The sequence below is a fragment of the Gammaproteobacteria bacterium genome (assembly GCA_028819075.1).
In the GTDB taxonomy this organism is placed as follows: domain Bacteria; phylum Gemmatimonadota; class Gemmatimonadetes; order Longimicrobiales; family Gaopeijiaceae; genus BD2-11.
Map to the genome: position 1 here is coordinate 24657 of JAPPMM010000052.1, position 22970 is coordinate 47626.

19 protein-coding genes are annotated in these 22970 nt (G+C 68.8%); 11 read left to right on the forward strand and 8 right to left on the reverse strand.

Going from position 1 to position 22970, the window contains the following annotated elements; genetic code table 11:
• Window positions 1–10 precede the first annotated feature (10 nt).
• From OXU32_14745 to OXU32_14760, 4 genes are all read left to right on the forward strand, one after another.
• Window positions 11–1825: a Na+:solute symporter gene (locus OXU32_14745; GenBank protein ID MDE0075213.1), complete on the forward strand. Its 1815-nt coding sequence runs from the start codon at window positions 11–13 to the stop codon at window positions 1823–1825.
• Window positions 1822–3294, forward strand: coding sequence for a hypothetical protein (locus OXU32_14750; protein ID MDE0075214.1), 1473 nt, complete (start codon window positions 1822–1824; stop codon window positions 3292–3294). The genes OXU32_14745 and OXU32_14750 overlap by 4 nt, the downstream gene beginning before the upstream one ends.
• A gap of 76 nt (window positions 3295–3370) precedes the next feature.
• Window positions 3371–3610: a DUF2007 domain-containing protein gene (locus tag OXU32_14755; protein ID MDE0075215.1), complete on the forward strand. Its 240-nt coding sequence runs from the start codon at window positions 3371–3373 to the stop codon at window positions 3608–3610.
• Between the two features lie 10 nt (window positions 3611–3620).
• Complete coding sequence (locus tag OXU32_14760) at window positions 3621–4106, forward strand: SRPBCC family protein (GenBank protein MDE0075216.1); 486 nt, start codon at window positions 3621–3623, stop codon at window positions 4104–4106.
• A 99-nt stretch (window positions 4107–4205) separates the two neighbouring features.
• On the opposite strand, the gene OXU32_14765 is transcribed toward OXU32_14760, so the two are convergent.
• From OXU32_14765 to OXU32_14785, 5 genes are all read right to left on the reverse strand, one after another.
• Window positions 4206–4928, reverse strand: a complete 723-nt coding sequence (locus OXU32_14765) for a glycosyltransferase (GenBank protein MDE0075217.1) — start codon at window positions 4926–4928, stop codon at window positions 4206–4208.
• Window positions 4929–5045: 117 nt separating this feature from the next.
• The gene (locus OXU32_14770) at window positions 5046–6551 is read right to left on the reverse strand and encodes a hypothetical protein (GenBank protein ID MDE0075218.1); all 1506 of its coding nucleotides are present in this window, start codon (window positions 6549–6551) and stop codon (window positions 5046–5048) included.
• Window positions 6552–6717: 166 nt separating this feature from the next.
• On the reverse strand, window positions 6718–9093 hold the full coding sequence (locus tag OXU32_14775) for a TonB-dependent receptor (GenBank protein ID MDE0075219.1): 2376 nt from the start codon (window positions 9091–9093) through the stop codon (window positions 6718–6720).
• A complete protein-coding gene (locus tag OXU32_14780; GenBank protein MDE0075220.1) occupies window positions 9090–9944 on the reverse strand; it encodes a hypothetical protein in 855 nt (284 codons plus the stop codon). The genes OXU32_14775 and OXU32_14780 overlap by 4 nt, the downstream gene beginning before the upstream one ends.
• Window positions 9941–10540: a sigma-70 family RNA polymerase sigma factor gene (locus tag OXU32_14785; GenBank protein MDE0075221.1), complete on the reverse strand. Its 600-nt coding sequence runs from the start codon at window positions 10538–10540 to the stop codon at window positions 9941–9943. Before OXU32_14785 ends, OXU32_14780 begins: the two co-directional genes overlap by 4 nt.
• A gap of 156 nt (window positions 10541–10696) precedes the next feature.
• Between OXU32_14785 and OXU32_14790 the strand changes: the two genes are divergently transcribed.
• Window positions 10697–13021 carry a DUF5916 domain-containing protein gene (locus OXU32_14790; GenBank protein MDE0075222.1) on the forward strand — a complete coding sequence of 775 codons (2325 nt, stop codon included), beginning with the start codon at window positions 10697–10699 and terminating at the stop codon, window positions 13019–13021.
• Between the two features lie 211 nt (window positions 13022–13232).
• Here the strand turns inward: OXU32_14790 and OXU32_14795 are convergent, their stop codons facing one another.
• Both OXU32_14795 and OXU32_14800 read right to left on the reverse strand, forming a co-directional pair.
• The gene (locus tag OXU32_14795; protein MDE0075223.1) at window positions 13233–13757 is read right to left on the reverse strand and encodes a hypothetical protein; all 525 of its coding nucleotides are present in this window, start codon (window positions 13755–13757) and stop codon (window positions 13233–13235) included.
• 164 nt (window positions 13758–13921) lie between these two features.
• The gene (locus OXU32_14800; GenBank protein MDE0075224.1) at window positions 13922–16843 is read right to left on the reverse strand and encodes an FAD-binding protein; all 2922 of its coding nucleotides are present in this window, start codon (window positions 16841–16843) and stop codon (window positions 13922–13924) included.
• 152 nt (window positions 16844–16995) lie between these two features.
• On the opposite strand from OXU32_14800, the gene OXU32_14805 reads away from it, so the two are divergent.
• The 4 genes from OXU32_14805 to OXU32_14820 all read left to right on the forward strand — a co-directional run bounded on the left by OXU32_14805 (window position 16996) and on the right by OXU32_14820 (window position 20068).
• Complete coding sequence (locus tag OXU32_14805) at window positions 16996–18189, forward strand: aminotransferase class V-fold PLP-dependent enzyme (protein MDE0075225.1); 1194 nt, start codon at window positions 16996–16998, stop codon at window positions 18187–18189.
• An 89-nt stretch (window positions 18190–18278) separates the two neighbouring features.
• Window positions 18279–19268 (forward strand): TRAP transporter substrate-binding protein, encoded by a 990-nt coding sequence (locus tag OXU32_14810; GenBank protein ID MDE0075226.1) that lies wholly within the window; start codon window positions 18279–18281, stop codon window positions 19266–19268.
• 54 nt (window positions 19269–19322) lie between these two features.
• Window positions 19323–19646 (forward strand): hypothetical protein, encoded by a 324-nt coding sequence (locus OXU32_14815; GenBank protein ID MDE0075227.1) that lies wholly within the window; start codon window positions 19323–19325, stop codon window positions 19644–19646.
• Window positions 19646–20068: a PIN domain-containing protein gene (locus tag OXU32_14820; GenBank protein MDE0075228.1), complete on the forward strand. Its 423-nt coding sequence runs from the start codon at window positions 19646–19648 to the stop codon at window positions 20066–20068. The genes OXU32_14815 and OXU32_14820 overlap by 1 nt, the downstream gene beginning before the upstream one ends.
• A gap of 42 nt (window positions 20069–20110) precedes the next feature.
• Here the strand turns inward: OXU32_14820 and OXU32_14825 are convergent, their stop codons facing one another.
• Window positions 20111–20800, reverse strand: a complete 690-nt coding sequence (locus OXU32_14825; protein ID MDE0075229.1) for a hypothetical protein — start codon at window positions 20798–20800, stop codon at window positions 20111–20113.
• A 245-nt stretch (window positions 20801–21045) separates the two neighbouring features.
• On the opposite strand from OXU32_14825, the gene OXU32_14830 reads away from it, so the two are divergent.
• Both OXU32_14830 and OXU32_14835 read left to right on the forward strand, forming a co-directional pair.
• On the forward strand, window positions 21046–21669 hold the full coding sequence (locus OXU32_14830; GenBank protein MDE0075230.1) for a TRAP transporter small permease subunit: 624 nt from the start codon (window positions 21046–21048) through the stop codon (window positions 21667–21669).
• Window positions 21666–22949 (forward strand): TRAP transporter large permease, encoded by a 1284-nt coding sequence (locus OXU32_14835; protein ID MDE0075231.1) that lies wholly within the window; start codon window positions 21666–21668, stop codon window positions 22947–22949. The genes OXU32_14830 and OXU32_14835 overlap by 4 nt, the downstream gene beginning before the upstream one ends.
• The last annotated feature ends 21 nt before the right edge of the window (window positions 22950–22970 follow it).

The window sequence follows — 22970 nt, forward strand, 5'->3', positions numbered from 1 at the left end:
CCCCTGACCCATGGCCCTGACCTCCCTCGACTGGATCGTCGTCGCGGTCTACGGCGCCGTGGTCCTCGCCATCGGGTTCGGCATGGCGCGGCGCGCGGGCGGCAGCGTGGAGAACTATTTCGTCGCGGGCCGCTCCCTCCCCTGGTGGCTGGCGGGCACCTCCATCGCCGCGACCTGGTTCGCCAGCGACGCGCCCCTCGCCACCGCCGCGCTGGTGCGCCAGCAGGGCATCTTCGGCAACTGGCTCTGGTGGTACGAGGCGGCCGGCATCCTCATGCTGACCTTCTTCTACGCGCGCCTGTGGCGCCGCGCCGGGGTGCTCACCGACGCCGAGGTGATCGAGATCCGCTACGGGGGCGCGCCCGCCCGTATCCTGCGCGGCTTTTCGGCGATCTACCAGGGATTCCTTCGCAACGCCGTGGTGATGGGTTGGGTCATGCTGGCGATGGTGAAGTTCAGCAGCGTGCTGCTGGGGTGGGACCCCGCCTTCACCCTGACCGTCTGCGGCGGGCTGGCGCTCGCCTACACCGTGGCCTCGGGGCTCTGGGGGGTCGTGGTCACCGACCTGCTCCAGTTCATCGCCGGCATGCTGGGGGCGCTGACCCTCGCCGGCATCGTGCTGACCCGCTTCGGGGGCCCGGCCGCCATGGCGGAGGCCGTCCGGAACGTCCCACAGGCCCCTCCCGGCGCCCTCGACCTGGTGCCGACCGCAGCCAACGCGTCCTCGCTCGAGATCGTCTCCTTCATCTGTCTCATCGGCATCCTCTGGCTGAGAAGCGGGCAGGGTGACGGGTACGTGGCCCAGCGCCTGTTCGCGACCCGCGACGAGCGCCAGGCGGTGAAGGCGTCGCTGTGGTTCGCCTTCGCCGGGACGGTCCTGCTTACATGGCCGTGGATCGTCGTCGGTCTCGGATCGCTGCTGGTCTTCCCCCCCGCGACCATGGACGCCGCGCTCGCCGCCGACCCCGAGCTCGCCTACCCCATGATGATCCGCGAGCTGATGCCCGCGGGACTGAGGGGGCTGATGGTCGCGACTTTCCTGGCGGCCTTCATGAGCACCATGGACACGCACCTGTGCTGGGGCGCGTCGTACATGGTCAACGACGTCTACCGGCGCTTCATGCGCCCCGGCCGTTCCGAGCGCCACTACGTGGCCGCCTCCCGGGTCGCCGTCGTGCTACTCGCCGGCGTGGCCGCATTGGTGGCCTGGCAAATGGACTCCATCCAGCGCGGCTGGATCTACATCATCGAGATTTCCGCCGGCATCGCGCTGGTCTGGCTGCTCAGGTGGTACTGGTGGCGCGTCAACGCCTGGGCCGAGATCGCCGCCATGGCCGGCTCGGTGGTGCTGGCCAACACCCGGGTGCTGCTCGGGCTGATCGAGCCCGTGGTCCCGGCGGCTGTGCTTCAGACCGTTGACGCCATGTACGCGCCCGGCATGGACCTCGTTCGCGGCGTGGTCATCCTGATCGTCTGCACCGTTCTCTGGGTCGTGGTGGCCCTGGCGACAAAGCCCGAGTCCGACGAAGTGCTGGACGGCTTCTACCGGAGGGTGCATCCGGGAGGCTGGTGGGACCGGGTAGCGCGCCGTACCGGCATCACCTCGAACGACCCGTCGGCGGGCCGCATGTGGATGGGTTTCCTGCTCGGAGCACTCTTCGTCTACGCCAGCCTGCTCGGCGTCGGTTATCTTCTGACCGGCAAGGCCATCGCGGGCACGCTTCTTGTTGTCGTCTCGCTGGGCGCGGGAGCACTGGCGGTGCGAAGCGCCCACGCCAACGTCGGCGAGGCGCCCACCAGCTCAATGAAGGAAGCCACTCAATGAAAGTCGTCCTGGTCGGCGCCGGAAGCCGCGAGTTCGGACCCGCGTCCATCCGCGACCTGCTTCTGAGCGACCCGCTCTGCGAGAACGGACTCGACATCGTCCTCATGGACCTGGACGCCTCCGACCTCCCGCGGATGAAGGGCTACGCGGAAGCCGTCGCCGGGCGCCTGGGCTGCTCGCCGCGGCTGTCCGTCACGACCCGCCTCGCCGACGCGCTCCCGGGAGCCGACGCGGTCGTGATGGCCATCGAACTGGACCGCTACTTCTACTGGGCCCAGGACTTCCACATTCCGCGCACCTTCGGCTTCCCGCAGATCTACGGCGAGAACGGCGGCCCGGGCGGGCTTTTCCATGCGCTCCGCAACATGGGCCCCTGCGTGGACGTCGCGCGCGCGATGGAAAGACATTGTCCCGGCGCGTGGCTCCTCAACTACACCAACCCCCTCACCAAGCTGTGCGAGGCCCAGTCCCGGCTCACGGACGTGCGCGTGGTGGGTCTCTGCCACGGCGTCTTTCACGGCATCGAGCAGATGGCCCGCATCCTCGGCGTCCCAACCGGACAGCTCGACGCCCGCGCCAGCGGCATCAACCACTTTACCTGGTTCGAGTCGGTGCACGACCGCGAAACCGGCGAGGACCTGTATCCCCGCTTGAAGAAGCGCGAGCGCGAGGCCCATCTGCTGCACGACTGGGACGAGATCGCCCTCAGCCGCATCCTCTTCCGCATCTTCGGCCGGTTCCCCAGCCCGGGAGCCAACCACATCGGCGAGTATCTGGGATGGGCGCAGGAATTCCTCGGCAGCAGCGTCGTGCAGTTCTTCTACGACCCCGTCGAGGGCGCGCCCTGGGAGACCGGCGAGGTGCCGACCTGGATCTACAACCTCGCAGACCATCCCACCGACATGCCCGCGTTTCCGGGCGGACCGGTGCCCCGCATGAAGCCGACCCGGGAGCAGAGGGCAGCGGCGGCCGAGGCGCGGGCGGCGCGCGCGGAAGCAGAATCCGGCAACGCAGAGGGAGCCTCGGGGCGCGCGCATGAGGGATCCGGGAACGACGCCGGCGGACTGGACTTCCCCGGCCCTCTGACCCCCTCCGGCGAATTGGCCGTCCCGCTCCTGGAGGGCATCCTCTGCGGCGTCGACACCTATCTCGACGCGGTCAACATCCCGAACCAGGGCCACGTCCCCGGCCTCCCCGACGGCTCCGTCGTCGAAGTACCGGCGCGCGTGGACGCACGCGGGCTCCATCCGCGGAGCATGAAGCGCCTCCCCGAGGGGATCCTGTCCTTGCTGCGTACCCAGACCAGCATCCACCAGCTCCTCGTTGACGCCTTCGACACAGGCTCACGAGCGACGCTGCTCCAGGCGCTGATGCTCGATCCCACGACCCATTCCTATCGTGCCGCGGTCAACGTCATCAACGAGATGTTCCGCGTGCAGGGCGATGTGCTGCCGGAGATGGAATGGTAGCGGACGGGCGGACGATGAATCGGGACTCCGCGGGGGCGGATTTTTCGGGGGACCTTCCGGGCGGAGGCATGGCACCGTGACCAGGAGGCGGCCTCCCTATCGGCGCAGCCTTCATCACGACGTCGCCGTGGTCCGCACCTTCAGCTACCGCTACCAGGGCGAAGTGGCGCGCGCCGTCCTCGATGCGGCGGGAATCCCCTGCATGCTGCAGGTCGACGATTCCGGAGGCTCCGAGATCGGCATGGCGTTCGCGAACCCGGCCCGGCTGCTGGTCAGAGTAGAAGATCTGGAGCAGGCGGAAGAGCTGCTGGAGTGAGGAGCAAGCCATGACGGCGCCGACCGAACGCAGACCCGGTCCCGCCCACGTTCTCACGCTCGAGCGCCTGATCGATGCCGCGGTCGACAACGTCTGGCGCTGCTGGACCGAGCCGGAGCTTCTGGAGCAGTGGTTCTGCCCGAAGCCCTGGTACGTCACCGACGCCTGCATCGAACTCGAACCCGGGGGCGAGTTCTCACTCGTGATGAACGGTCCGGACGGCGAGAGGTTCGAGGAGATGGGGGTCGTGCTTGAAGTCAAGCCGATGCGCCGGCTGAAGACCACCGACGCCTTCGTGCCCGGCTGGATCCCGAGCGGACGCGCCTTCATGGTCTCGGAGGTACTCCTGGAGGATGCGGGCGATGGCCGGACCCGCTACACCGCGAACGCGATGCACTGGGATGAGGAAGCACTCAGGGAGCACGAGCGGATGGGCTTCCACGAGGGCTGGGGCATGGCCGCCGACCAGCTGGAGGCGCTCGCCGGATCGCTTTGAGGTCGGTCGGCGGGGCGTCTACCCCCAACCGGGAGGGCATCTGCCGTACGCGACGGGCGTCTCGCCCGCACCCGACGAATGTCTGCCGCGCGGGACGGTCTACCGCACCGGGCGGGCGTACCAGCCCCCCCAAGCGGCCTTCCAGCGCCGGAAGAGCGCTATGAAGAGCGGGTTGGTCCAGACCAGTGTCTTCCACAGAGGCCACTCGTCGAACCGGCGACTGGAGGGTTTCACGCGCGGCGCACGGATCAGCCGGACCGTCCCCCGCGTCTTCCTGGCGAGCCTCCTCAGCCTGCCGTAGAAGTCGGTGTCCTCGCCCATCCAGACATCCTCCGGGTAGCCTCCCACTTCTTCGAACGCGGACCTGCGGCAGAACTGGGTGGCCCCCTGCACCAGCGGGATCACCGCGGCAAGCACCCGCCACGCCCGCAGATGCAGACGGACGAGGAGACGCCGGGGATGGTGCTCGGTGTCCACGCCGCCGCCGAGGCATCGCGGATCGAGCATGGTCTCGTGGATGACGTCGAGGAGGGTGCGCCGGATGTGAACGTCGGCGTCCACGAACACCAGCACCTCGCCCAACGCATGGCGCGCCCCCGTGTTGCGCGCGCGACCGATGCTCCGGACGGGCTCGTGAACGACGGTCGCGCCCCGGTCCCGTGCGACGGCAGCGGTGTCGTCCGTGCTGCCGTTGTCGACGACGATGGTTTCGACGTCTACGCCGGATCGCGCGCGGACGTGATCCGCCGCGGTCCGGATGGAGTCGAGGGTGGCCGGGAGCCATGCCTCTTCGTCATGTGCGGGGACGATCACCGAGATCATGTTGCTCTCGTCGCCAGCTCCTGGAAATCCCTCGGCCACAGCTCCGGCCCACCTGACGACTATTACGGCACCGAAGTCGCGCAGGTCCAGCGTGGCGATGGCGCGGGCCGGGTCGAATCAGCGAATCGGCACCCGGATCCAGATCTGATGGGTCAGCACGGTGACATCCTGTAGAGTCAGCGCGCCCCGGGGCGCGGCGATGAAGTCCGGGGACGACGGGGCCGCAAGCGCCATGTCCTCCTGGACGAAGAAGTCATCGATGCCCGGAAAGCCGGTGCCCGAGGTGATGCGAGTGCTCGAGTGCAGCTCGAAGTCGCTGGTGCGAAACTGGACCCCGAAGGAGGGCGTCCACTCGGTCCACGCCTCGTCCTGATCGCGCGAAGTGGCTTCGACATGGTCGTCCTGCTCCAGGTGATAGGCGTAGGACCGCGCCTCCAGACCCAACTGGAAGCCGAACCTGTCGTAGCGCTGTGAGATCCCGGACCGGAGCACGACGTTCGAAAAGGTGAAGTGGTTCTCGATCGTCATGTCGCCGATTTCGAGGACGCCCCTGGGCGTTTCCATGCGGCTATCGGCCTCCTGCCAGGTGTGGCTCCAGATGGGCTGGTAGGCGACGTCGATGCCGAAGGAGGTCGACTTCAGGTGGCGCCCGATGCCGAACCCCATTTCATAGGCCCAGGTCGTTCCCGGGTCGCGCGGGATGTTCTGGATCTCGTAGTTGGGGATCTTGGGATGCGATTTGTGGTTCGCGGTCAGGGTCGCGCCGATGCTCCATCCTTCTGCCCCCAGCTTCCGGTCCCACTCGAGGTGCCCGCCCAGGGTGCGGGTCCTGTCCTCGTTGAGCTCCTCCCGGAACTCGAACGTGGGTTCCCAGGTGATGGTGTCCCGGGCGACGATGTCGGCGTAGTGCACCTCATGCTCCATCGAAACCCGGTTGTGGATCAGCGTGAAGCCGACGCGGTCCCGTTCTCCATCACGGAAGACGCCCGCGCGCAGGTCGGTGACCGCGCCCTGCTGGTCGATGCGGTCGGCTCCCGCGTAGAGCTGGTCCACGCCGGTCATCATGTTCAGACCCGCCCGGAAAACGGCGAGCCCCACCGACCAGTCCGATTCGGCCAGCTTCCGCCCGATGGCCGCGCGCCCGTACAGGTTGCGCGCCGACCGCTCCGACAGGCGGTTGAACGGACCCGGCCAGAAGCCGTCGAAGAACGGCCCGAAGCGGCCCCGCTCGCTACCGCTCAGCTGCTGGAGCGCCACCGATGCCCCTCCGAACCAGTCGCCGTCCCGCAGGAGGCCCGTGAAGGGGAACGTCTTTCCCCCGCCGCCTTCGTCGGACACACCGAAGAAGGTCGGGGCTCCGATGATGACAGGCTCGTCGATGAACACACCCTTCGCAGGATTCGACCACAGGTCGGCGACCGAGTCGTCCACGGCGATGGTCGTGCCGGCCATGCCCAGAGTTTCCGACGGCACCGTGAGAAACTGGTCGCCGCTCGCGACCGGGACCGTGCGGATGGGGATGAGCTGGGCACTGAGGGGAGAGAAGGTCAGAAGGGAGGCAATCAGGACGGCGATGGACGCCGGGATGCGATGCTGGGGCTTGCTGGTCGTATTCTGAGACATTTTTTTCGGCCACGTTCTTGATGGATGGATCAGCCCGCGGATGAACCGCGGCATTCATCTGGAGAGCGACCGGGAAGCCCGGTTTGTGACGGATGACCGATGGCGAGACGCCACCATCCGCCGACGACCCCCACGGCGGCGAACGCGAGGATGTAAGGGTGGGGCGTCAGAACGTGATCGCGACCCCGATCACGGGCAGGAAGGGACGCTCCGCGAGCGGGGTCAGGGAATCCGCGCGCCAGGGTTGGAAGGCGTAGAAGAGGGCGTCGCGGCGTTGCAGGGCGTTGAGCACGCGCAGATAGGGGCGGACGCTCCAGTCATGCCCGCCCCACTGGGCGGTCAGCCGGGCGTGCAGTTCAAAGTCGAGTCGGAGAAAGGCGTCGTCCAGTCCTTCCAGAAGGGGTGAGTCGATGGCGACGGGAGGCTGGGGCGGGGTTGTAGTGGGCTCCAGCGGTGCGGTGGGCGCGGCCGCCTCCTGGTCCAGGCCAAAAGAGCGGAAGGGAATGGCGGTGTACGGAAGGCCGGCCCCGTAGGCCAGGCGGAATTCCCCGCGCACGGGTCCCCAGAGCTCGCTCGCCACCCCCGCGGTGAGCAGGTGGCGGCCTGCGAAGTCGCGGCTGTACCCGGACAGGTCGCGGTCGGACCAGAACCAGGAGAGTCCGTATCCGAGCCAGATCACCTCGCGCTCTCCGGCGCTGCTCAGGCGGAGATCCACCCCGGAACTGCGGATCGATGCGCCTCCGCTCGAGCTCGATGCCGCCGCCAAACCCTCGTACCCCTTCCAGTAGCCGTGCAGCCCGAGGCGCACGCGCCCGGCGAGTAGCTGGTCGAGCGAAACGACGACGTGGTCTGCCCGGGCCACAGGGAGAAGCTGGGGCGCGGACAGGTCGGAGGCCACGACCTCCTGGAGCGTGCGCTCGACCTCCACGTCCGGGGTGCGCGTGGGTTGGTGGTAGCGTCCGACTGCCACGCTCAGGAGCGCGCGGGGATCGAAGGCCCAGGCGAGACGGGCACGGGGCGCCAGGGCCAGTTCGCCATCCGGGAAGAGGTCGGCGCGCACGCCAGCGCGCAGCGTGACCTCCGGCGCGAGCAGGCGAACGGCGTCGATGTGGAGCCCGGTGGTGGTGTGGGTGGCGTTCGCCGTTGTGCTCGCACCGGCGGCTGGAGCGCGCGCGCCGTACTCCGCCTCGATGGAATTGTGGGACAGGCCGACAACGGTGCGCGCGGCACCCCCTCCCCATTCCACCTCGGCAAGCAGCCGAACACGCCGGTTGGCGCCGGTCGCAAGCAGCGGGGCGGCCGCGGGCACCGAGTCAGTACTCGCCGGCTGGAGGGGGAGCGAGGCGTCGTAGTCGCTGGCGGCCGCCAGCGCGCGCACGCGGGCACCTCCGGCGGCGCCTTCGTAGCTGAGCGAGAGAGCGCGGTTCGACCAGGTGGCATCGTCGGGCGCGGCTTCGTAGTCGAGCAGCACCGCTTCGGAATTGCGGAAGGCGGTAACTCCTACGCGATGGTCGTCGCCGGGCTCGTACTCCGCCGCGAGCAGAAGATCGGAGTATCCGTAGGGACGGTCGCCCCCCAGCGGTCCCGATCCGACATCGTGGAGCCCGCGCGCCGAGGCGAGGAACCCGCCCCGTGCGCCCAGCGGCCCCTCGAACGCGCCCGACGCGGTGAGCAGATCGAGCGCCGCCGAGGCGCGCACCCGGTCGCGGCGGGGCGAGCGCGTGCGGAGGTCGAGGATGTGGGTCAGGCCGCCGTCGTAGCGCGCGGGGGCCCCGCCCCGGTGGAGCGCGGCGGCTCCCAGCAACGCCGGCTCGAATCCGGGCATCAGGCCCGCCACGTGAAACGGGGTGTACACCGGCGCTCCGTCGAGCAGGACGAGCTTCATGTCGGCGGTGGAGCCCCTCAGGTAGAGCACGTCGGTGGCGCTGGCGGGATCGTTGCCGGGAAGCGCGCGCACCGCCGCGGCCAGCGCCGGGTCCCCCACCCCCGGGGTCAGGTCGAGCGCCTGGATCTCCAGTTCCGGGATGGGCCGTGGTCGTCCGGGCTCGCCCTCGCCGGTGCTCTCTCCGATCAGCCGGTCGGCCCGGACCTCCACCGGGTCGAGGCGCAGCGGCCGGCCGGTGAGCTCCAGGTCGACGCCCACGGACGCGCCGGCAGCCAGGGTGACTTCGACCGCGATCGCCTCGTAGCCGGGATGGCGCACGCGCAAGGTGACCACACCGGACCGAAGTCCGCCCAGGAAGTACCGGCCATTCTCGCCCGCCTGCACCCACCGCCGGCCCGCCGGCGTCTCGACCGCCAGCAGCGCGTGCGGGAGTACGCCGATGCGCTCCCGGAAGACCCCGGTGATTGTTCCGTGCAGAGAAGCGTCCGCACTGTCGGGAGCGGCCTGCGGGCTGGCGAGGGCGGGACTCACCGCGACGGCGAACGCCGCAACCGCCAGCCGCGCGAGGCGGCTGCCTTTGCAACGCCGACCCACCGGCAAACCACCGCGCACGTCCGCCCGCGCAGGCCCGGCCGCGACCACGCGGACCCTCGTCAATTCGGCACCTGGAACGTCACCAGGCTCTCCCCGACGGCCGCCGTGGCCGGTCCCGGCACTTCCATCCCGACCGCGTCGACAACGAGATAGGTCGCCCCGTTCACGATCAGCGTGGCCGGCACCACTCCATCCGGCAGCTCCACCGTGACCGGGCCCGCCACGACGGCGGCCCGTACCTCCCCGCTCCCGTAGGAAAACTCGCTGCCGGTCGCCGCCAGCACCCCGACGGCCCGACCGGCGACCCGGCGGACATCGATGACGGTGCCGGGCACGACGTTCTCCAAGTGCACGAGCACCGGCCCGCTCACAACCTCCATTCGGCCCCCGACCTGGCCGGCCGGCTCGGGCGCAGGGGCGATCGGCGTGGCCAGCGGCGACCCACCCGAGAAGACCCGCGGGATCCACCCGTTGAACGGGCCGGGAAGCGCGGAGAGCGCCCCCGCTGCGATGAGCACCAGTACGGCTGCGCGGCCGAGCCAGCGCACCGACCAGACGCTCCGGCGTGCCCGCGTTCGCGGTCCCGCATCCCGGAGCCCAGGGTCGATGGGCACCACCCGGACTCCGGTGCCCGCCGTCCCATCCGAACGCCCGCGCTCGATGGACACCACCTGAGTCCCTGCGCCCGCAGCCACATCCGAACGCCCGCGCCCCTCGGGGATCTCTGCCCGCCCTTCCATCCTCCGCGGCACCGTCAGCGCCGCCAGCGCCTGTTCGACGGCCTCGGCGCGCGACCGGGCATCCTCCAGGGCCCGCGCACAGGCGCCGCACTCGTCGATGTGGGCCAGCACCTCGTCCGCAACCGGCTCCCGGTCGCGCACCGCGAGAATCATGTCCTCGGTCAGGTGGATCATCGCCGCGCATCCTCCTCGGGCCTTGTCAATAGCTCCAGAAAACGGCGCTCGGCCCTGGCCAGCAACGTGCCCACCGACCCGGGCGCGATGCCGACCTTCCCGGCGATCTCGCGATAGCTGAACCCCGAGTAGCGGAGCATCAGGATTTCCCGGCTTCGATCAGGCATCTCTCCCAGCACCTCGCGTACTCGTTGCCGCTCCTGCTCGCGCTCCAGAGCCCGGTCCGCCTGCTCCGGCTCGGCCTCGGACACCGGATTGGAGACCAGCAGCCGCTGTCGGTTGCCGGCCACCTTTTCCCCATCGAGGATGAGGTGCCGGGCAGTCGTGAACAGCCACGCCGCGGGATCGGCGGGAGGCGCATCGGCGTCCCGCCGCCAGAGCCGCACCATCGCTTCCTGCACGATGTCCTCCGCCGCATCCGGATCTCCGCACCGGTACGTGCAGTAGCGCAGCAGCTTCGGCTTCAGCTGGTCGAAGACGTCGCAAAAGGCCTCTGGCTCCACCCGAGCCCGCTCTCTGTTATGGAGTGTTGTCGTCCAGGAAACGACCGGGACGTGGAAAATGTGACGGATCAGCCCGACGCTCAGCCTCTTCATACCAGCGCTCGCCCGCCACCGTGCCCCGACCGCTTGCGGAAAACCCCTGGAGGGTAGAGCGTTGAGGTCGGTTCCGGGACACCTCCGGGCGCACGCGCGCGGGGCGGACGCAGAGGTCTGGCACGGGCTGGGTGAACGAGGACGAAACGGGAAACGATGACGATCTCTCGCACGCGGGCCGCCCACTCCCCGCCCTGCAGCCTCCCCTTCGCAACATCCCTGGCTGCCGCGGTTTTCGCGGCTCTGCTCGCCCCGTCAGCACTCCACGGCCAGACTCCGACGTCCGAACCGGGCCCTTCGGCTGACGACTCCCGTACCACGCCCATCCTCATCCCCCGCATCAGCGGCCCCATCGAGCTGGACGGCATCGTGGACGAGCCGGCGTGGGACGACCTGGAGCCTCTGCCTTTCACGGTGTTCAGTCCCACCTACGGGGCGCCGCCCACCGAGACCACCGAAGTGCGGATCGCCCACGACGACGAATACGTCTACGTGTCCGGCCGGCTCTACGACTCCGAGCCGGAGGCCGTCCGCACCAACACCTTCTACCGCGACCGCTACAGCGGCGACGATGGGCTCGCCGTCATCTTCGACAGCTACAACGACTTCGAGACCGGTGTCTGGTTCGTCACCAACCCCGCGGGAAACCGCATCGACCGCACGGTCTTCAACGATGCCCAGGTCGTGCCGCGCGCCGGGATGCCGTCGAACGAGGACTGGAACTCGTATTGGGACGTCGTCACCAGCCAGAACGAGGAGGGCTGGTTCGCGGAGTTCCGTATCCCCTTCGCCACCCTCGGCTTCCAGGTCGAAGGCGACGAAGTGACGATGGGGTTCATCTTCTACCGGATCATCGCGCGCAAGAATGAACGCCACACCTTCCCGGACATCGATCCGCGCTGGGGCGGGATCGCCTTCGCCAAGCCCTCGCAGGCGCAGCGCGTCCTGCTGCGGGGCGTGCAGCAGTCCACGCCCGTCTACGTGACGCCCTATGTACTGGGCGGAGTGCGGCAGACGCCGCAGCTCGTGGATGGTCCCGGCGGACCGGAGTCCGCGTGGGAAACCGACCGCGAAGGGTCCCGGGAAGTCGGGCTCGACATCAGGTACGCCCCGACGTCGAATCTCTCGCTGAACGTCACCGCGAACACGGACTTTGCGCAGGTGGAAGCGGACAGCGTCCAGGTCAACATCGAACGCTTCGCGCTGTTCGTCCCGGAGAAACGCCAGTTCTTTCAGGAGCGCTCCGCGACCTTCGACTTTAACACCGGCGGCCCCTTCAACCGCCTCTTCTACAGCAGGAAGATCGGACTCGACGCGGGCGACATCGTCAGGATCTACGGGGGGGCGCGCGCGGTGGGGCGCGTAGGGGGCACCGACTACGGGCTCCTGAACATGCAGACGGCGGCGCACGGGGAGCGTTCGTCGGAGAACATGGGCGTGCTGCGGCTGCGGCAGCAGGTGCTGAACTCCTATTCCAACGTGGGCGCGATGGTCACCACCCGGCTCGGGAGCTACGGGGGCGACAACATCGCGTACGGGCTGGACGCGTCGCTGCGGCCGACCGGCGACGAATACGCGCTCCTGCAGTGGGCGCAGACATTCGACGAGGGGACGGCGGACGCGGGCGGCCTGGAGACGGGACTGCTGAGAGCGCGCTGGGAGCGGCGCCGCGACGTGGGCTTCACCTACTCGTTCGACGCCGTCCGGGTGGGATCCGACTACAACCCGGGCCTCGGGTTCCAGCGCCGCAAGGCCTACAACTTCATCGGCGGCGATCTGGCATACGGGCAGTTCCTGGACGATCCCGAGACGTTGTTCCGATCGCAGGGCGTGAGGCTGACCGCGCGGCAGTTCACCCGCAACTCCGACCGCACCGCGGAGACCCGGCTCGTGAATCCCAGGCTGGAGGCCCAGTTCAGAAGCGGCGGGCGTGTGGACGTGGGGCTGGAATCGCAGTACGAGAGCGTGCGCGAGCCCTTCCCGATCGCCGAGGTGGTGGTGCCGGCGGGCGACTACTGGTTCCACGAGGTGAAGGCGAACCTCGACCTCGGCCGCACCGCCAGCTTCCGGGGCCGGTACAGCGTCTCGGCGGGAAGCTTCTACGACGGCAGCCGCGTCAGCATGTCGGTCGGGCCGGTCTGGAACCTGTCCCGCTATCTGGAGATGGCGGCGGTGTATTCCCTCAACCGGATCGACTTCTCAGAGCGCGACATGGCCACCACCGCGCACATTGCGCAGCTCAAGCTCGAGGTGGCGCTCAACACGCACTTCGCCGTGAGCGCCTACGCCCAGTACAACGGCGTCGACGACCTGACCAGCATCAACTCGCGCCTCCGCTATCACTTCCGCGAGGGCACCGACCTCTGGATCGTCTATAACGAGGGACTGCTCACCGAGCGCGACGCCAACCTGATCCCGCGGACGCCGCTGTCGACGGGCCGGTCGATCTCGCTGAAGTACTCGCAGACGTTCGCGTGGTGAGGGGGCTCCTGATGCGCCCGCGCCCTTCAAGCACGGGTTGACGAGAAGCACGATTGACGAGCCCAAGGCGAGCCTTGGGGCGTCCGGTTGGCTAACGGACCCCTCCCTTCAGTTCTTTCTTGGCGGGGGAGGGGGAGGTGGATTCTTCGGGGGTGGCCATCCGCCCTGGCGCTTCTCAGGGGCCGGCTTGGGAGGCGGATGACCCTGGGGATCAGGTTGTGGCTGGGACACCAGGAGCGGCCTCCTGCTCGTAGTAGGCGTAGGTCGCTTGCTCCGCGGCGTCGAGCACGCGTTGGTTGATCTTGTCCTGGGGACTCCGGACCGTGATCGCGTCGGCCTTTCGCGTCAATTCGGTCCATCGGCTCTGGACCTCGGGGACCGCGGCCATTTCGTCCTCGACACGTTGCCAGAGGCCGGTCCATTCCGTATGCAGATCGGCGAACTGCTGGTGCCGGAACAGTGCCTCGATAATCCTGTTCTGACTGTGCGCTATCGTGCTGATGGCAAGCACCACTCCCGCCAGCGATACCAACACCTCCAGCCATGCAGGCGCACCCAGGCCATCGAGGTGTGGGCCCACGAATGCGACGAAGCATCCCAGCGTCGTAAGCATCGACGCCCGGCGCGTGAGGACTCCAGCCAGTTCACCGTAGTAGCGCCGCAGTCGATCGGCGTTGACACGCCCTTCCCATACGTGCGTGCGCAGTTGGTCGGGTATCCGTGTTGCGTCCGCCATGACTCCTCCTTGGCTCGGGAACGCGCGACCATCGTGGATCCTTCTGACGGTATCCATGGACGCTGAACGCCGTCAACCGAAGTGACTTCAGTTGTTGCAGATGTCTACAAGATGGTCCCAACGGGACATGCGAGCACCAGACATCAACTCCGGAGATTGCGTCCTCAGCCGCTCTTCGCCCCCAACGCCCCGGCCAGCACCGCTGCCGCATGCACCGCCTCGCGGCCGCTGCCGTGCGCGATCTGGCTCCGGCAACTGGTGCCGTCGGCGACAACCAGGGCGTCTGCGGGGGCAGCGCGCACCGCGGGGAGCAGATCCAGCTCCGCCATCTTCATCGACAGCTCGTAGTGCTCCGCCTCGTAGCCGAAGGAGCCTGCCATTCCGCAGCAGCCGGATTTGATGACGGTGGGCCTGAGCCCGGGAATCCAGTCGAGGACCCGGGGCGTGGCCTCAAAGGCGCCGAAGGCCTTCTGATGGCAGTGCCCGTGGATGAAGGCGGCATCTGCGCTCGGCACCTGGAGATCGAGGCGCGTACGAATCCGTTCCTCATCGCGGACGAGGAGTTCTTCCAGCAGCAGGGCACGTTCGGCGACCTGCTCTGATTCGGCGCCCGGAAGCATTGCCGGAATCTCATCGCGCAGGGTAAGCAGGCAGGAGGGCTCGAGCCCGACGATGGCCGCGTCGCGGGCGCGCGCCTCCGACAGCGCGTCCAGCAGCCGTCGCGCCTCGGTGCGAGCTTCCTCGACCAGCCCGGCGTTCAGATAGGTGCGGCCGCAGCACAGAGGACGTGAGCCAAGCCCTGCCCCGGCCACCTCGACGCGATATCCCGCCGCCTCCAGCACCCTCATCGCTGCCCGCGCGTTCCCGGGCTCGAAGTAACGGCTGAAGGTGTCGACCAGCAGCACCACCTCGGGCTTGTCCCCGAGGGCCGGAGGATTCCGGAAGGGCCTTCTGGCCCACCTGGGCAGCTCGCGCTGCCGTGCAATGCCGGTGAGGCGCTCGCCCACGCCCCGGAGCACCCGACTCCGTCCCCCGACGTTGATCAGGGGCGCCAACCGCGCCCCGCGTGCCGCCAGCCGCGGAAGATGCGCGAGCGCGAGATCCCGCGCGCCGGCGGGATGCTTCTTCCGGTAGTGGTGCAGGAACTCGACCTTCATGCGCGCCATGTCCACGCCCGCCGGGCACTCGCGCCGGCACGCCTTGCAGCCGATGCACAGGTCGAAGACCTCCTTCATCTCCGGTGAGCGCATCGCGTCGGAGCCGAGCTGCCCGGTCAACGCCAGCCGCAGGGCGTTCGCGCGCCCGCGCGTCACGTGTTTCTCGTCGCCGGTGACGCGGTAGGAGGGGCACATGGTCCCGGGATCGGCCTTCCGGCAGGCGCCGTTGTTGTTGCACATCTCGGCGGCGCCGGCCAGCCCGCCCCACCGGTTCCAGTCGAGCGTGGTCTCGAAGGGCTTGTGCGCGTACCCGGGCCGGTAGCGCATGAGGCTGCGGTCGTCCATGCGCGGGGGATCGACGATCTTGCCCGGATTCATGAAGCCGCGCGGGTCGAAGGCCTGTTTCACCTCCTCGAACGCCGCCGCGATGCGCCGCCCCATCAGCCCCTCGATGAACTCCGAGCGCACCAGCCCGTCGCCGTGCTCTCCGGAGTGCGATCCCCCCAGGTCGAGCACGACCTCGTGCACCTCGGAGGCGATGGCGCGCATGCGGCCCACGTCGGGCGCCTGCTTGAGGTTCAGGGACGGACGCACGTGCAGGCACCCCACCGACGCGTGCGCGTACCAGGTGCCGTCCGCCCCGTGCCGGCCGAATACATCGTTGACCCGCGCCCCGAACTCCGCCAGGCGCGGCAGTGGCACGGCGCAGTCCTCCATGAACGAGACCGGCTTCACGTCGCCGGGCGACGACATGACGATGCTCAAACCGGCCTTGCGCACACCCCAGACCTGGGCCTGGTCCGCGGCGGTGAGCGCGCGCCTCATGGGGCCGCGATGGCCCAGATCGCCCATCAGCTCCTCGAGCCGATTCAGTCCCTCATGCGCGGCCCGCTCCTGGAAGGCCGAGAACTCCACCACCAGCACCGCCCCCGGGTCGCCGGGGAAGACCCGCTCCACCACGGGGCGGAAGGTGGGGTTCGCGCAGGCCAGGCGGAGCACGTTGTCGTCCATCAGCTCGACCGCGGTTGGGTCGAGGGTGACGATGTGCTGCACGGCATCGAGCGCGCTCTCCAGGTCGGGAAAACGGCAGATGCCCAGCAGGCGGTGCGGCGGCAGGCGGGCCAGATCGAGTTCGAGCGAGGTGAAGAACGCGAGCGTTCCCTCCGAGCCCACCAGCAGCGGCGCCAGGTTCAGCCCGGGACGCTCCAGGCGATGCAGGTTGTAGCCGGCGACGTGGCGGAGGACCTTCGGTATTCGCCGCTCCAACTCCTCCGCCTCGCGGGCGCGGATCTCCCACATGCGGCGCGCCAGTTGGACCCCGCCATCCCCGTTCTTCTTCCCCGCGCGCGCACGCTCGGATACCCCATCAGGCAGTTCCCCGAAGCGCAACTCGCTCCCGTCCGCGAGCACCGCGTCGATGGCACGCACCCGGTCGGCCATGATGCCGTAGCGGATGGACCGAGCCCCGGAACTGTTGTTCCCGGCCATTCCCCCCAACGTGGCCCGGCTGGCGGTAGCCACGTCCACCGGATAGAAGAGCCCGTGCGGCGCCAGCCAGCGGTTCAGGTCGTCGAGCACCACGCCCGGCTCGACCCGAACCGTCCGCGCCTCCCTGTCCAGGCGCGAGATGGCGCCCAGATGCTTGCTGGTGTCGATCACCAGCGCCCGGCCCACCGCCTGCCCGCCTTGCGAGGTCCCCGCCCCGCGCGGGAGCACCGGCACCCCTTCCTGCACGGCGATCTCGATCGCGGTCCTCACGTCCTGCACGGTGCGCGGCACCACCACCCCCACCGGCTCGATCTGGTAGATGGAGGCGTCGGTGCTGTAGAGCCCGCGGCTGACCGGGTCGAAGAGCACCTCGCCTTCCAGCTCGCGCCGCAGCCGGGCTGCGAGGGAGAGGTCCCCGATCTTCGGCCGGCGGTCAGGCATGGGCGGATCCGCAGCCGGGCGGGGCGCGTCGGAGGCAAGGACAGCCGCATCGGTGGTCAGGCATGGGCGCGCTTCATTAGCTTGCAGGGTTCGTCGCCGGCGGGTCGCCGCATTCTAATCCGCGGCCCTCTCCACGTCACCCGAGAGCGCGCATGACCACACGCAGCGGCCGGCACTTTCTCCAGCTCCCCGGCCCCACCAACGTACCCGAGCGGGTGCGGCGCGCCATGGACCGGGCGGTCATCGACCACCGCGGCCCCGAGTTCGCGGAACTCACGCTGGGCGTGCTCGAGGACCTGAAACCCGTCTTCAAGACCGACGGCACCGTGTTCGTCTTCCCCTCCTCGGCCACTGGCGCGTGGGAGGCGGCGCTAGTGAACACGCTGGCCCCCGGGGACCGCGTCCTAGCCTTCGACCGGGGCTTCTTCGCCGGGAAGTGGGCGGAGGTCGCCGACCGCCTCGGCCTCGATGTCGACCTGGTGTCGGGCGACTGGCGCGCGGGCGTCGAACCCCAACTGGTCGAGGACAGACTCCGCCGCGACCGCGAGGGCCGCATCCGCGCCGTGATGATCGTGCACAACGAGACGTCCACCGGCGTCACCACCAACCTCCCCGACATCCGCGCCGCCGTCGACGCCACCGGACACCCCGCGCTCTTCATGGTCGACACGGTGTCCTCGCTCGCGTCCATCGACTTCCGCCACGACCAATGGGGCGTCGACGTAACCGTGACCGGGTCGCAGAAGGGGCTCATGCTCCCGCCCGGCCTCGGGTTCACTGCCGCCAGCGAGCGCGCCCTGGCCGCACGCCCGGCCTCACCCCTGCCCCACTCCTACTTCAACTGGGACGACCATCTCACCGCCAACGCGAGCGGCTTCTTCCCATACACCCCCGCAACCACGCTCCTCTTCGGCCTGCGCGAGTCGCTCGCGATGCTGGCCGAGGAGGGACTGGACCGTGTGTTCGCGCGCCACAGGCGCTTCGCCGAGGCCACCCGGGCCGCGGTTGCCGCATGGGGCCTCGAGTGCTACAGCCTCAACCCGTGCGAGCACTCCAACTCGCTCACCGCCGTCCAGCTCCCCGATGGCCACGACGCCAACGCCCTGCGCAAGGTCATCCTGGATCGCTTCGACATGTCGCTCGGAACCGGGCTCGGCAAGCTCGACGGCCGTGTGTTCCGCATCGGCCATCTGGGAGACCTGAACGAGCTCACCCTCGCAGGGACGCTGGCCGGCGTCGAGATGGGGCTGCGGCTGGCGCGGGTTCCCCACAGCGGTGGGGGCGTGGATGCGGCCCTCGACCATCTCGCGATGACGAGCCAGCGAGCGGATGAGGATGATCACTGATATCACGCGCCGCTCATGCATGATATCACTTGTATGAATCATGATACTATACGCGACTAATGGATGATATCAGACGCTGGAGGGAAACGATGTCCCGGAAGCACATTCTGGCGCCCGCTGTGATCGCCGTCTCCGCCCTGACCACCTGCGCCCCGGGCGAAGACACCGGCCCGGTCGAGATCCGCCTGGGACATGTGGGCGCCCCCGAGTCCCTCTACGACATCGTCGCGAACGAATTCGCCGAGCGCGCCAACGAGCGCCTGGGCGAGGCCGGACGCGTCATCGTCTACGGATCGAGCCAGCTCGGCGGGGACGACGTGCTGCTGCAGAAACTCAGGCTGGGCACCGTGGAGATGTCGCTGCCATCGACAGTGATGTCGTCGGTGATCGACGGCTTCGGACTCTTCGAGATGCCGTACCTGGTGCAGGACCGGGAGCACATGAAGCGCATCGAGGAGGATGTCTTCTGGGATCACCTGGCCCCGCTTGCCGAAGCCGAGGGATACCGCATCCTCGCACTTTGGGAGAACGGCTTCCGCCACATCACCAACAACGCCCGCCCGATCCGCGGGCCGGAGGATCTCGCGGGCATCAAGCTGCGCACACCGCGCGGCGTCTGGCGGGTCAAGCTCTTCCAGGCCTACGGCGCCAACCCCACGCCCATGCCCCTGGCCGAGGTCTTCGTTGCGCTCCAGACCGGGGTGATGGACGGACAGGAGAACCCGCTGGCGCAGATCGCCTCGGCCAAGCTGCACGAGGTGCAGTCGTACCTGTCGCTCACGGGACACGTGTACACGCCCGCGTTCGTCACCGTGGGCGAAGCGCGCTGGCAGCGGCTGCCCGAGGAGGTGCGCGCCATCCTCGAGGACACGGCGCGCGAGATGCAGCAGTTCGTGTACGAGACAGCAGCGCGCATGGACGCCGAGCTGCTGGAGGAACTGCGGGCCGCCGGCATCGAGGTGAACGAGGCCGACCGCGCACGCTTCCGCGACGCCAGCGACGCGATCTACGACGAGTTCGCCGATGAGGTCGATGGCGGCGGCGAACTGGTGCGGTGGGTGGGGGAGTTGGCGCGGTGAGGGCACCGGACGGATTAATCTGGCGATGTCGCTACGATTTCATTATCATGAGTCATGAACTATTCTAAGGACAAGACCCCGAAACGGCGCGTCGCCGAGCCCGTCCAGGTCTATCTTCGTCCGAGCGAAAAAGACCGTCTCGAGCGACTGACGGCGGAGCTCGATACCACCAAGTCCGATGTCCTTCGGCGGGGGCTGAAGGCCCTGGAACTTCAGATCTCGGATCCGGAGCATCATCCGGTGCTGAAGATCATCGGGATGGTGTCGGTGCCCGACGACGATCTCGGGATCGACGTTGCGCGAGAGCACGACGAGTATCTCGCCGCCACCGAGGTCGCGTCCTGGCCAGCCTCCTCGCAAGAGCGCGGCGAGTCCTGATCCGGGCCAAGAGCCTCTTCGTCGACACCAGCGCGTGGTACCCGCTGGCCAACGACCGGCACCCCGATCATGAGGCCTTCGCCCTGAGCCTGCGCACCCGCGTCCGACAGGGCGCGAGCATCGTGACCACCAACGTGGTGGTCGCCGAGACTCACGCGTTGCTCCTTCGTCGCGCAGGTCTTCACGCCGCCTCCGCTTATCTCAAGGCGGTCCGCGAGGCTCCCACGCAGATCGAGTACATCACTCCGGAGCGCGAGGAGGCCGCGATCGGGAACTGGATCGAACGCTTCTCGGATCAGCCCTTCTCGCTCGCCGACGCCGCCAGCTTCGTGGTCATGACCGAACTGGGCATCCAGGACGCGCTCACGCTCGACCACCACTTCATGGTGGCGGGGTTCATCACGCTGCCGGCCCGCCGCTGAGCGCTCCGGGCACCGGCTGCTCCCTTGCGGAGCCGAGGCGTTCTATGCGCGTCGCTTCCGGATCGGCAGGCGCCGGAGAGTCGCAGTGCTTCCGGCGGACCGCCCATGCGGCTCCCGGGCCGGCCGAAGTCCAGGGCGTGACGCCAATCGCGGGATACCGCCCGGATCGACCCCTTCGACCGCCCGCACCAGCCGCTGCCGCACCGATTCCGGCACCGTGTGCAGATCCCCGTCTCCGAAAAAGGTGAGCGCCTTCAGGGTAAGCATCGGATTGAACCGATCGCCGAATACGGCGGTCGCGGCACCCAGGGCTCTACTCAGGCTGATGCCGCCCGGACGGACGATGGCGTCGACATCCAGATAGTCCTGCGCACGGGAGCGGCTCTGGATCGCTTGCACCGTGGCGGCCGCCAGGTCCACCATGGAGGCAACCTCGATCCCGGGCGGCTCGGCGAGTTCCGGCTCCTCCACACGCCTGCGCACCGCGTCACCGGAGAAGGAGACGCGCACGATACCGCCGCGATCCACGATGCACGTGAGCTTGTCGCGGCCACGCCGGATGACCTCGGCGCCGCGCAGGTACGGGACCTTGTCGAGGAGCCGATGAGGATCGAACGGCGCCGTCGACAGGAAGCTGAAGTCCTCCGGCCTGCGATGGGCCAGCCGGAGCGCCAGCGCGGCTCCGCCATGGAGGACGAACCCGCGTGGCGTCGCCCCAAGCTCCGCGAGCACGCGTCGCTGATGATGGGAGAGGGTGTCCAGGCGAGGTTGAAACAGGAGATGCCTCCCGTATAGCATGGCGATGTGGCAATGGCGGGATCCGGCAACACCGGAGAGTAATGTCGAAGAGGTCGCATGCCGAGAACCGGGACCCCGGTCGAGCCAGAGACGCGGGACGCTCATCGGCGACTTGCCCGGCGGGCGAGATTCGTGGATCCTGCCCGGATGATCGCACCCACCATCCTGGGACACACCCGGTGACCACCCTGCCCATGACCGCCCTGCGCACCCGTTTCGAGCGCCTGCTGGAGGCGGTCGTGCTCGTGCTGGTGGCGGCCCTGGCCGTGGTCGTGGTCATGGGCGTGGGCTTCCGCAAGTTCGGCGCGGCGCTGGTGTGGTACGACGAAGTGGCGTCGATCCTGCTGGCCTGGCTCACGTACTACGGGGCGGCGCTCGCGGCCCTGAAGCGGGCACACATCGGCTTCCCCAACCTGGTGCGGCGGCTCGGGCGGCCATGGCGGATCCCGGTTGTGGTTGCGGGGGAGGCGGTGGTGGTCGCGTTCTTCTTGGTGGCGGCGTGGGCGGGGTGGCGGGTGCTGGTCATCCTGGAGGGCTCCGGCATGGTGAGCCTGCCGTGGGTGCCCACCCGGCTCACGCAATCCGTCATCCCCATCGGCTGCGTCCTCTTCGTGATCGCGCAGTTGCTGAGCCTGCCGGAGATGCTGCGGGGTGGTAAGGACGCGGATCCGGACGCAGACGCGGACGGCGGGGCGAGTCCGCCGGCGGGCGGGCGCGGCGGGGCGAGCACGGCAGCGGGCCCGGGCACGGGCAACGGTGCGAACCGGACGGCTGCTGGAACTCAGAGCGAGGGCGGCCCGTGACCCTGCTGCTGATGTTCCTGGGGATGATCGCGCTGGTGACGATCAACGTACCCATCGCGGTCGCGCTGGGGGTCATCGCCCTCATCGCGATGGTGGTGACCTCCGGGGCCGCGGCGATCCCCAACGCCGGACTGGTGCTCTTCACCGGCGCCACCTCCTTCCCGCTGATCGCCATCCCGCTCTTCATCCTGGCCGGAGCGATCATGAACGCAACCGGCATCTCGCGACGCCTGATCGCCTTCGCCTCCGCGCTCTTCGGCGCCATCCGCGGCGGGCTGGCGATGGTCTCCATCTCGGCCTCGCTGTTCTTCGCCGAGATCTCCGGCTCAGCGGTGGCCGACGTGGCCGCGCTGGGGTCGATCCTGATCCCCGCGATGAAGAAGCGAGGCTACTCGACCCCGTTCGCGGCTGCCGTCACCTCCTCCTCGGCGACGCTCGCCGTCATCATCCCGCCCTCCATCCCCATGATCATCTACGGGGTGATGTCGGAGAGCTCCATCGTCGAGTTGTTCGTGGCCGGCGTCATCCCCGGCGTCGTGGGCGGCATCCTGCTGATGGGCGTGGCGTACGCGCTGGCGCTGAGGAACGGCTTCCCGGTCGAGCACGCCTTCCAGTTGCGCCGCGTGTGGACCACCTTTCGCGACGCCGGCTGGGCGCTGCTCCTCCCGGTGATCATCCTGGGCGGGATTTTCACCGGATGGGTCACCGCCACGGAGGGAGCCGGCCTGGCCGTGGTGGCCGCGCTGGTGGTGGGCGGGCTCATCTACCGGGAGATCGACCTAGCCGCGCTCCGCTCCGCCGCCCTCGACGGCGGCGTGCAGACCGCCGTGGTCATGCTGCTGGTGGCCACCTCGGCGCTGCTCGGCGACTACCTCACCGAAGCCCAGGTGCCGCAGCGGGTGGCGGACAGCATCATCGGCATCACCGAGTCGCGCTGGGCCATCCTCGCGCTGCTGAACGTCTTCTTCCTCGCGATCGGGCTCTTCCTGCACTCCGCCGCGGCAATCATCCTGGTGGTGCCCGTGGTGATGCCGCTGGTGCACGCGGCCGGCATCGATCCCGTGCACTTTGGCCTGGTGGTGACCCTGAACCTCGGGATCGGCCAGCAGACGCCCCCGGTCGCGAGCGTGCTGGTGACCGCGTGCTCGGTGGCGAAGGCCGACATCTGGGACGTCAGCAAGGTGAACGTCTACTTCGTGGCGGTCCTGCTGGCGGTGCTGGTGATGGTCACCTACCTCCCCGTCGTGCCGATGAGCCTGGTGGAGCTCTTCTACCGGTAGGGGACGGCGCTATCGTCCGTT

What these genes read in the sequence shown, in the direction of transcription:
- OXU32_14745 (MDE0075213.1), top strand. Translation starts at nt 11, where the DNA reads ATGGCCCTGACCTCCCTCGACTGGATCGTCGTCGCGGTCTACGGCGCC.
- OXU32_14750 (MDE0075214.1), top strand. Translation starts at nt 1,822, where the DNA reads ATGAAAGTCGTCCTGGTCGGCGCCGGAAGCCGCGAGTTCGGACCCGCG.
- OXU32_14760 (MDE0075216.1), top strand. Translation starts at nt 3,621, where the DNA reads ATGACGGCGCCGACCGAACGCAGACCCGGTCCCGCCCACGTTCTCACG.
- OXU32_14765 (MDE0075217.1), bottom strand. Translation starts at nt 4,928, where the DNA reads ATGATCTCGGTGATCGTCCCCGCACATGACGAAGAGGCATGGCTCCCG.
- OXU32_14770 (MDE0075218.1), bottom strand. Translation starts at nt 6,551, where the DNA reads ATGTCTCAGAATACGACCAGCAAGCCCCAGCATCGCATCCCGGCGTCC.
- OXU32_14780 (MDE0075220.1), bottom strand. Translation starts at nt 9,944, where the DNA reads ATGATCCACCTGACCGAGGACATGATTCTCGCGGTGCGCGACCGGGAG.
- OXU32_14785 (MDE0075221.1), bottom strand. Translation starts at nt 10,540, where the DNA reads ATGAAGAGGCTGAGCGTCGGGCTGATCCGTCACATTTTCCACGTCCCG.
- OXU32_14790 (MDE0075222.1), top strand. Translation starts at nt 10,697, where the DNA reads ATGACGATCTCTCGCACGCGGGCCGCCCACTCCCCGCCCTGCAGCCTC.
- OXU32_14795 (MDE0075223.1), bottom strand. Translation starts at nt 13,757, where the DNA reads ATGGCGGACGCAACACGGATACCCGACCAACTGCGCACGCACGTATGG.
- OXU32_14800 (MDE0075224.1), bottom strand. Translation starts at nt 16,843, where the DNA reads ATGCCTGACCGCCGGCCGAAGATCGGGGACCTCTCCCTCGCAGCCCGG.
- OXU32_14805 (MDE0075225.1), top strand. Translation starts at nt 16,996, where the DNA reads ATGACCACACGCAGCGGCCGGCACTTTCTCCAGCTCCCCGGCCCCACC.
- OXU32_14810 (MDE0075226.1), top strand. Translation starts at nt 18,279, where the DNA reads ATGTCCCGGAAGCACATTCTGGCGCCCGCTGTGATCGCCGTCTCCGCC.
- OXU32_14815 (MDE0075227.1), top strand. Translation starts at nt 19,323, where the DNA reads ATGAACTATTCTAAGGACAAGACCCCGAAACGGCGCGTCGCCGAGCCC.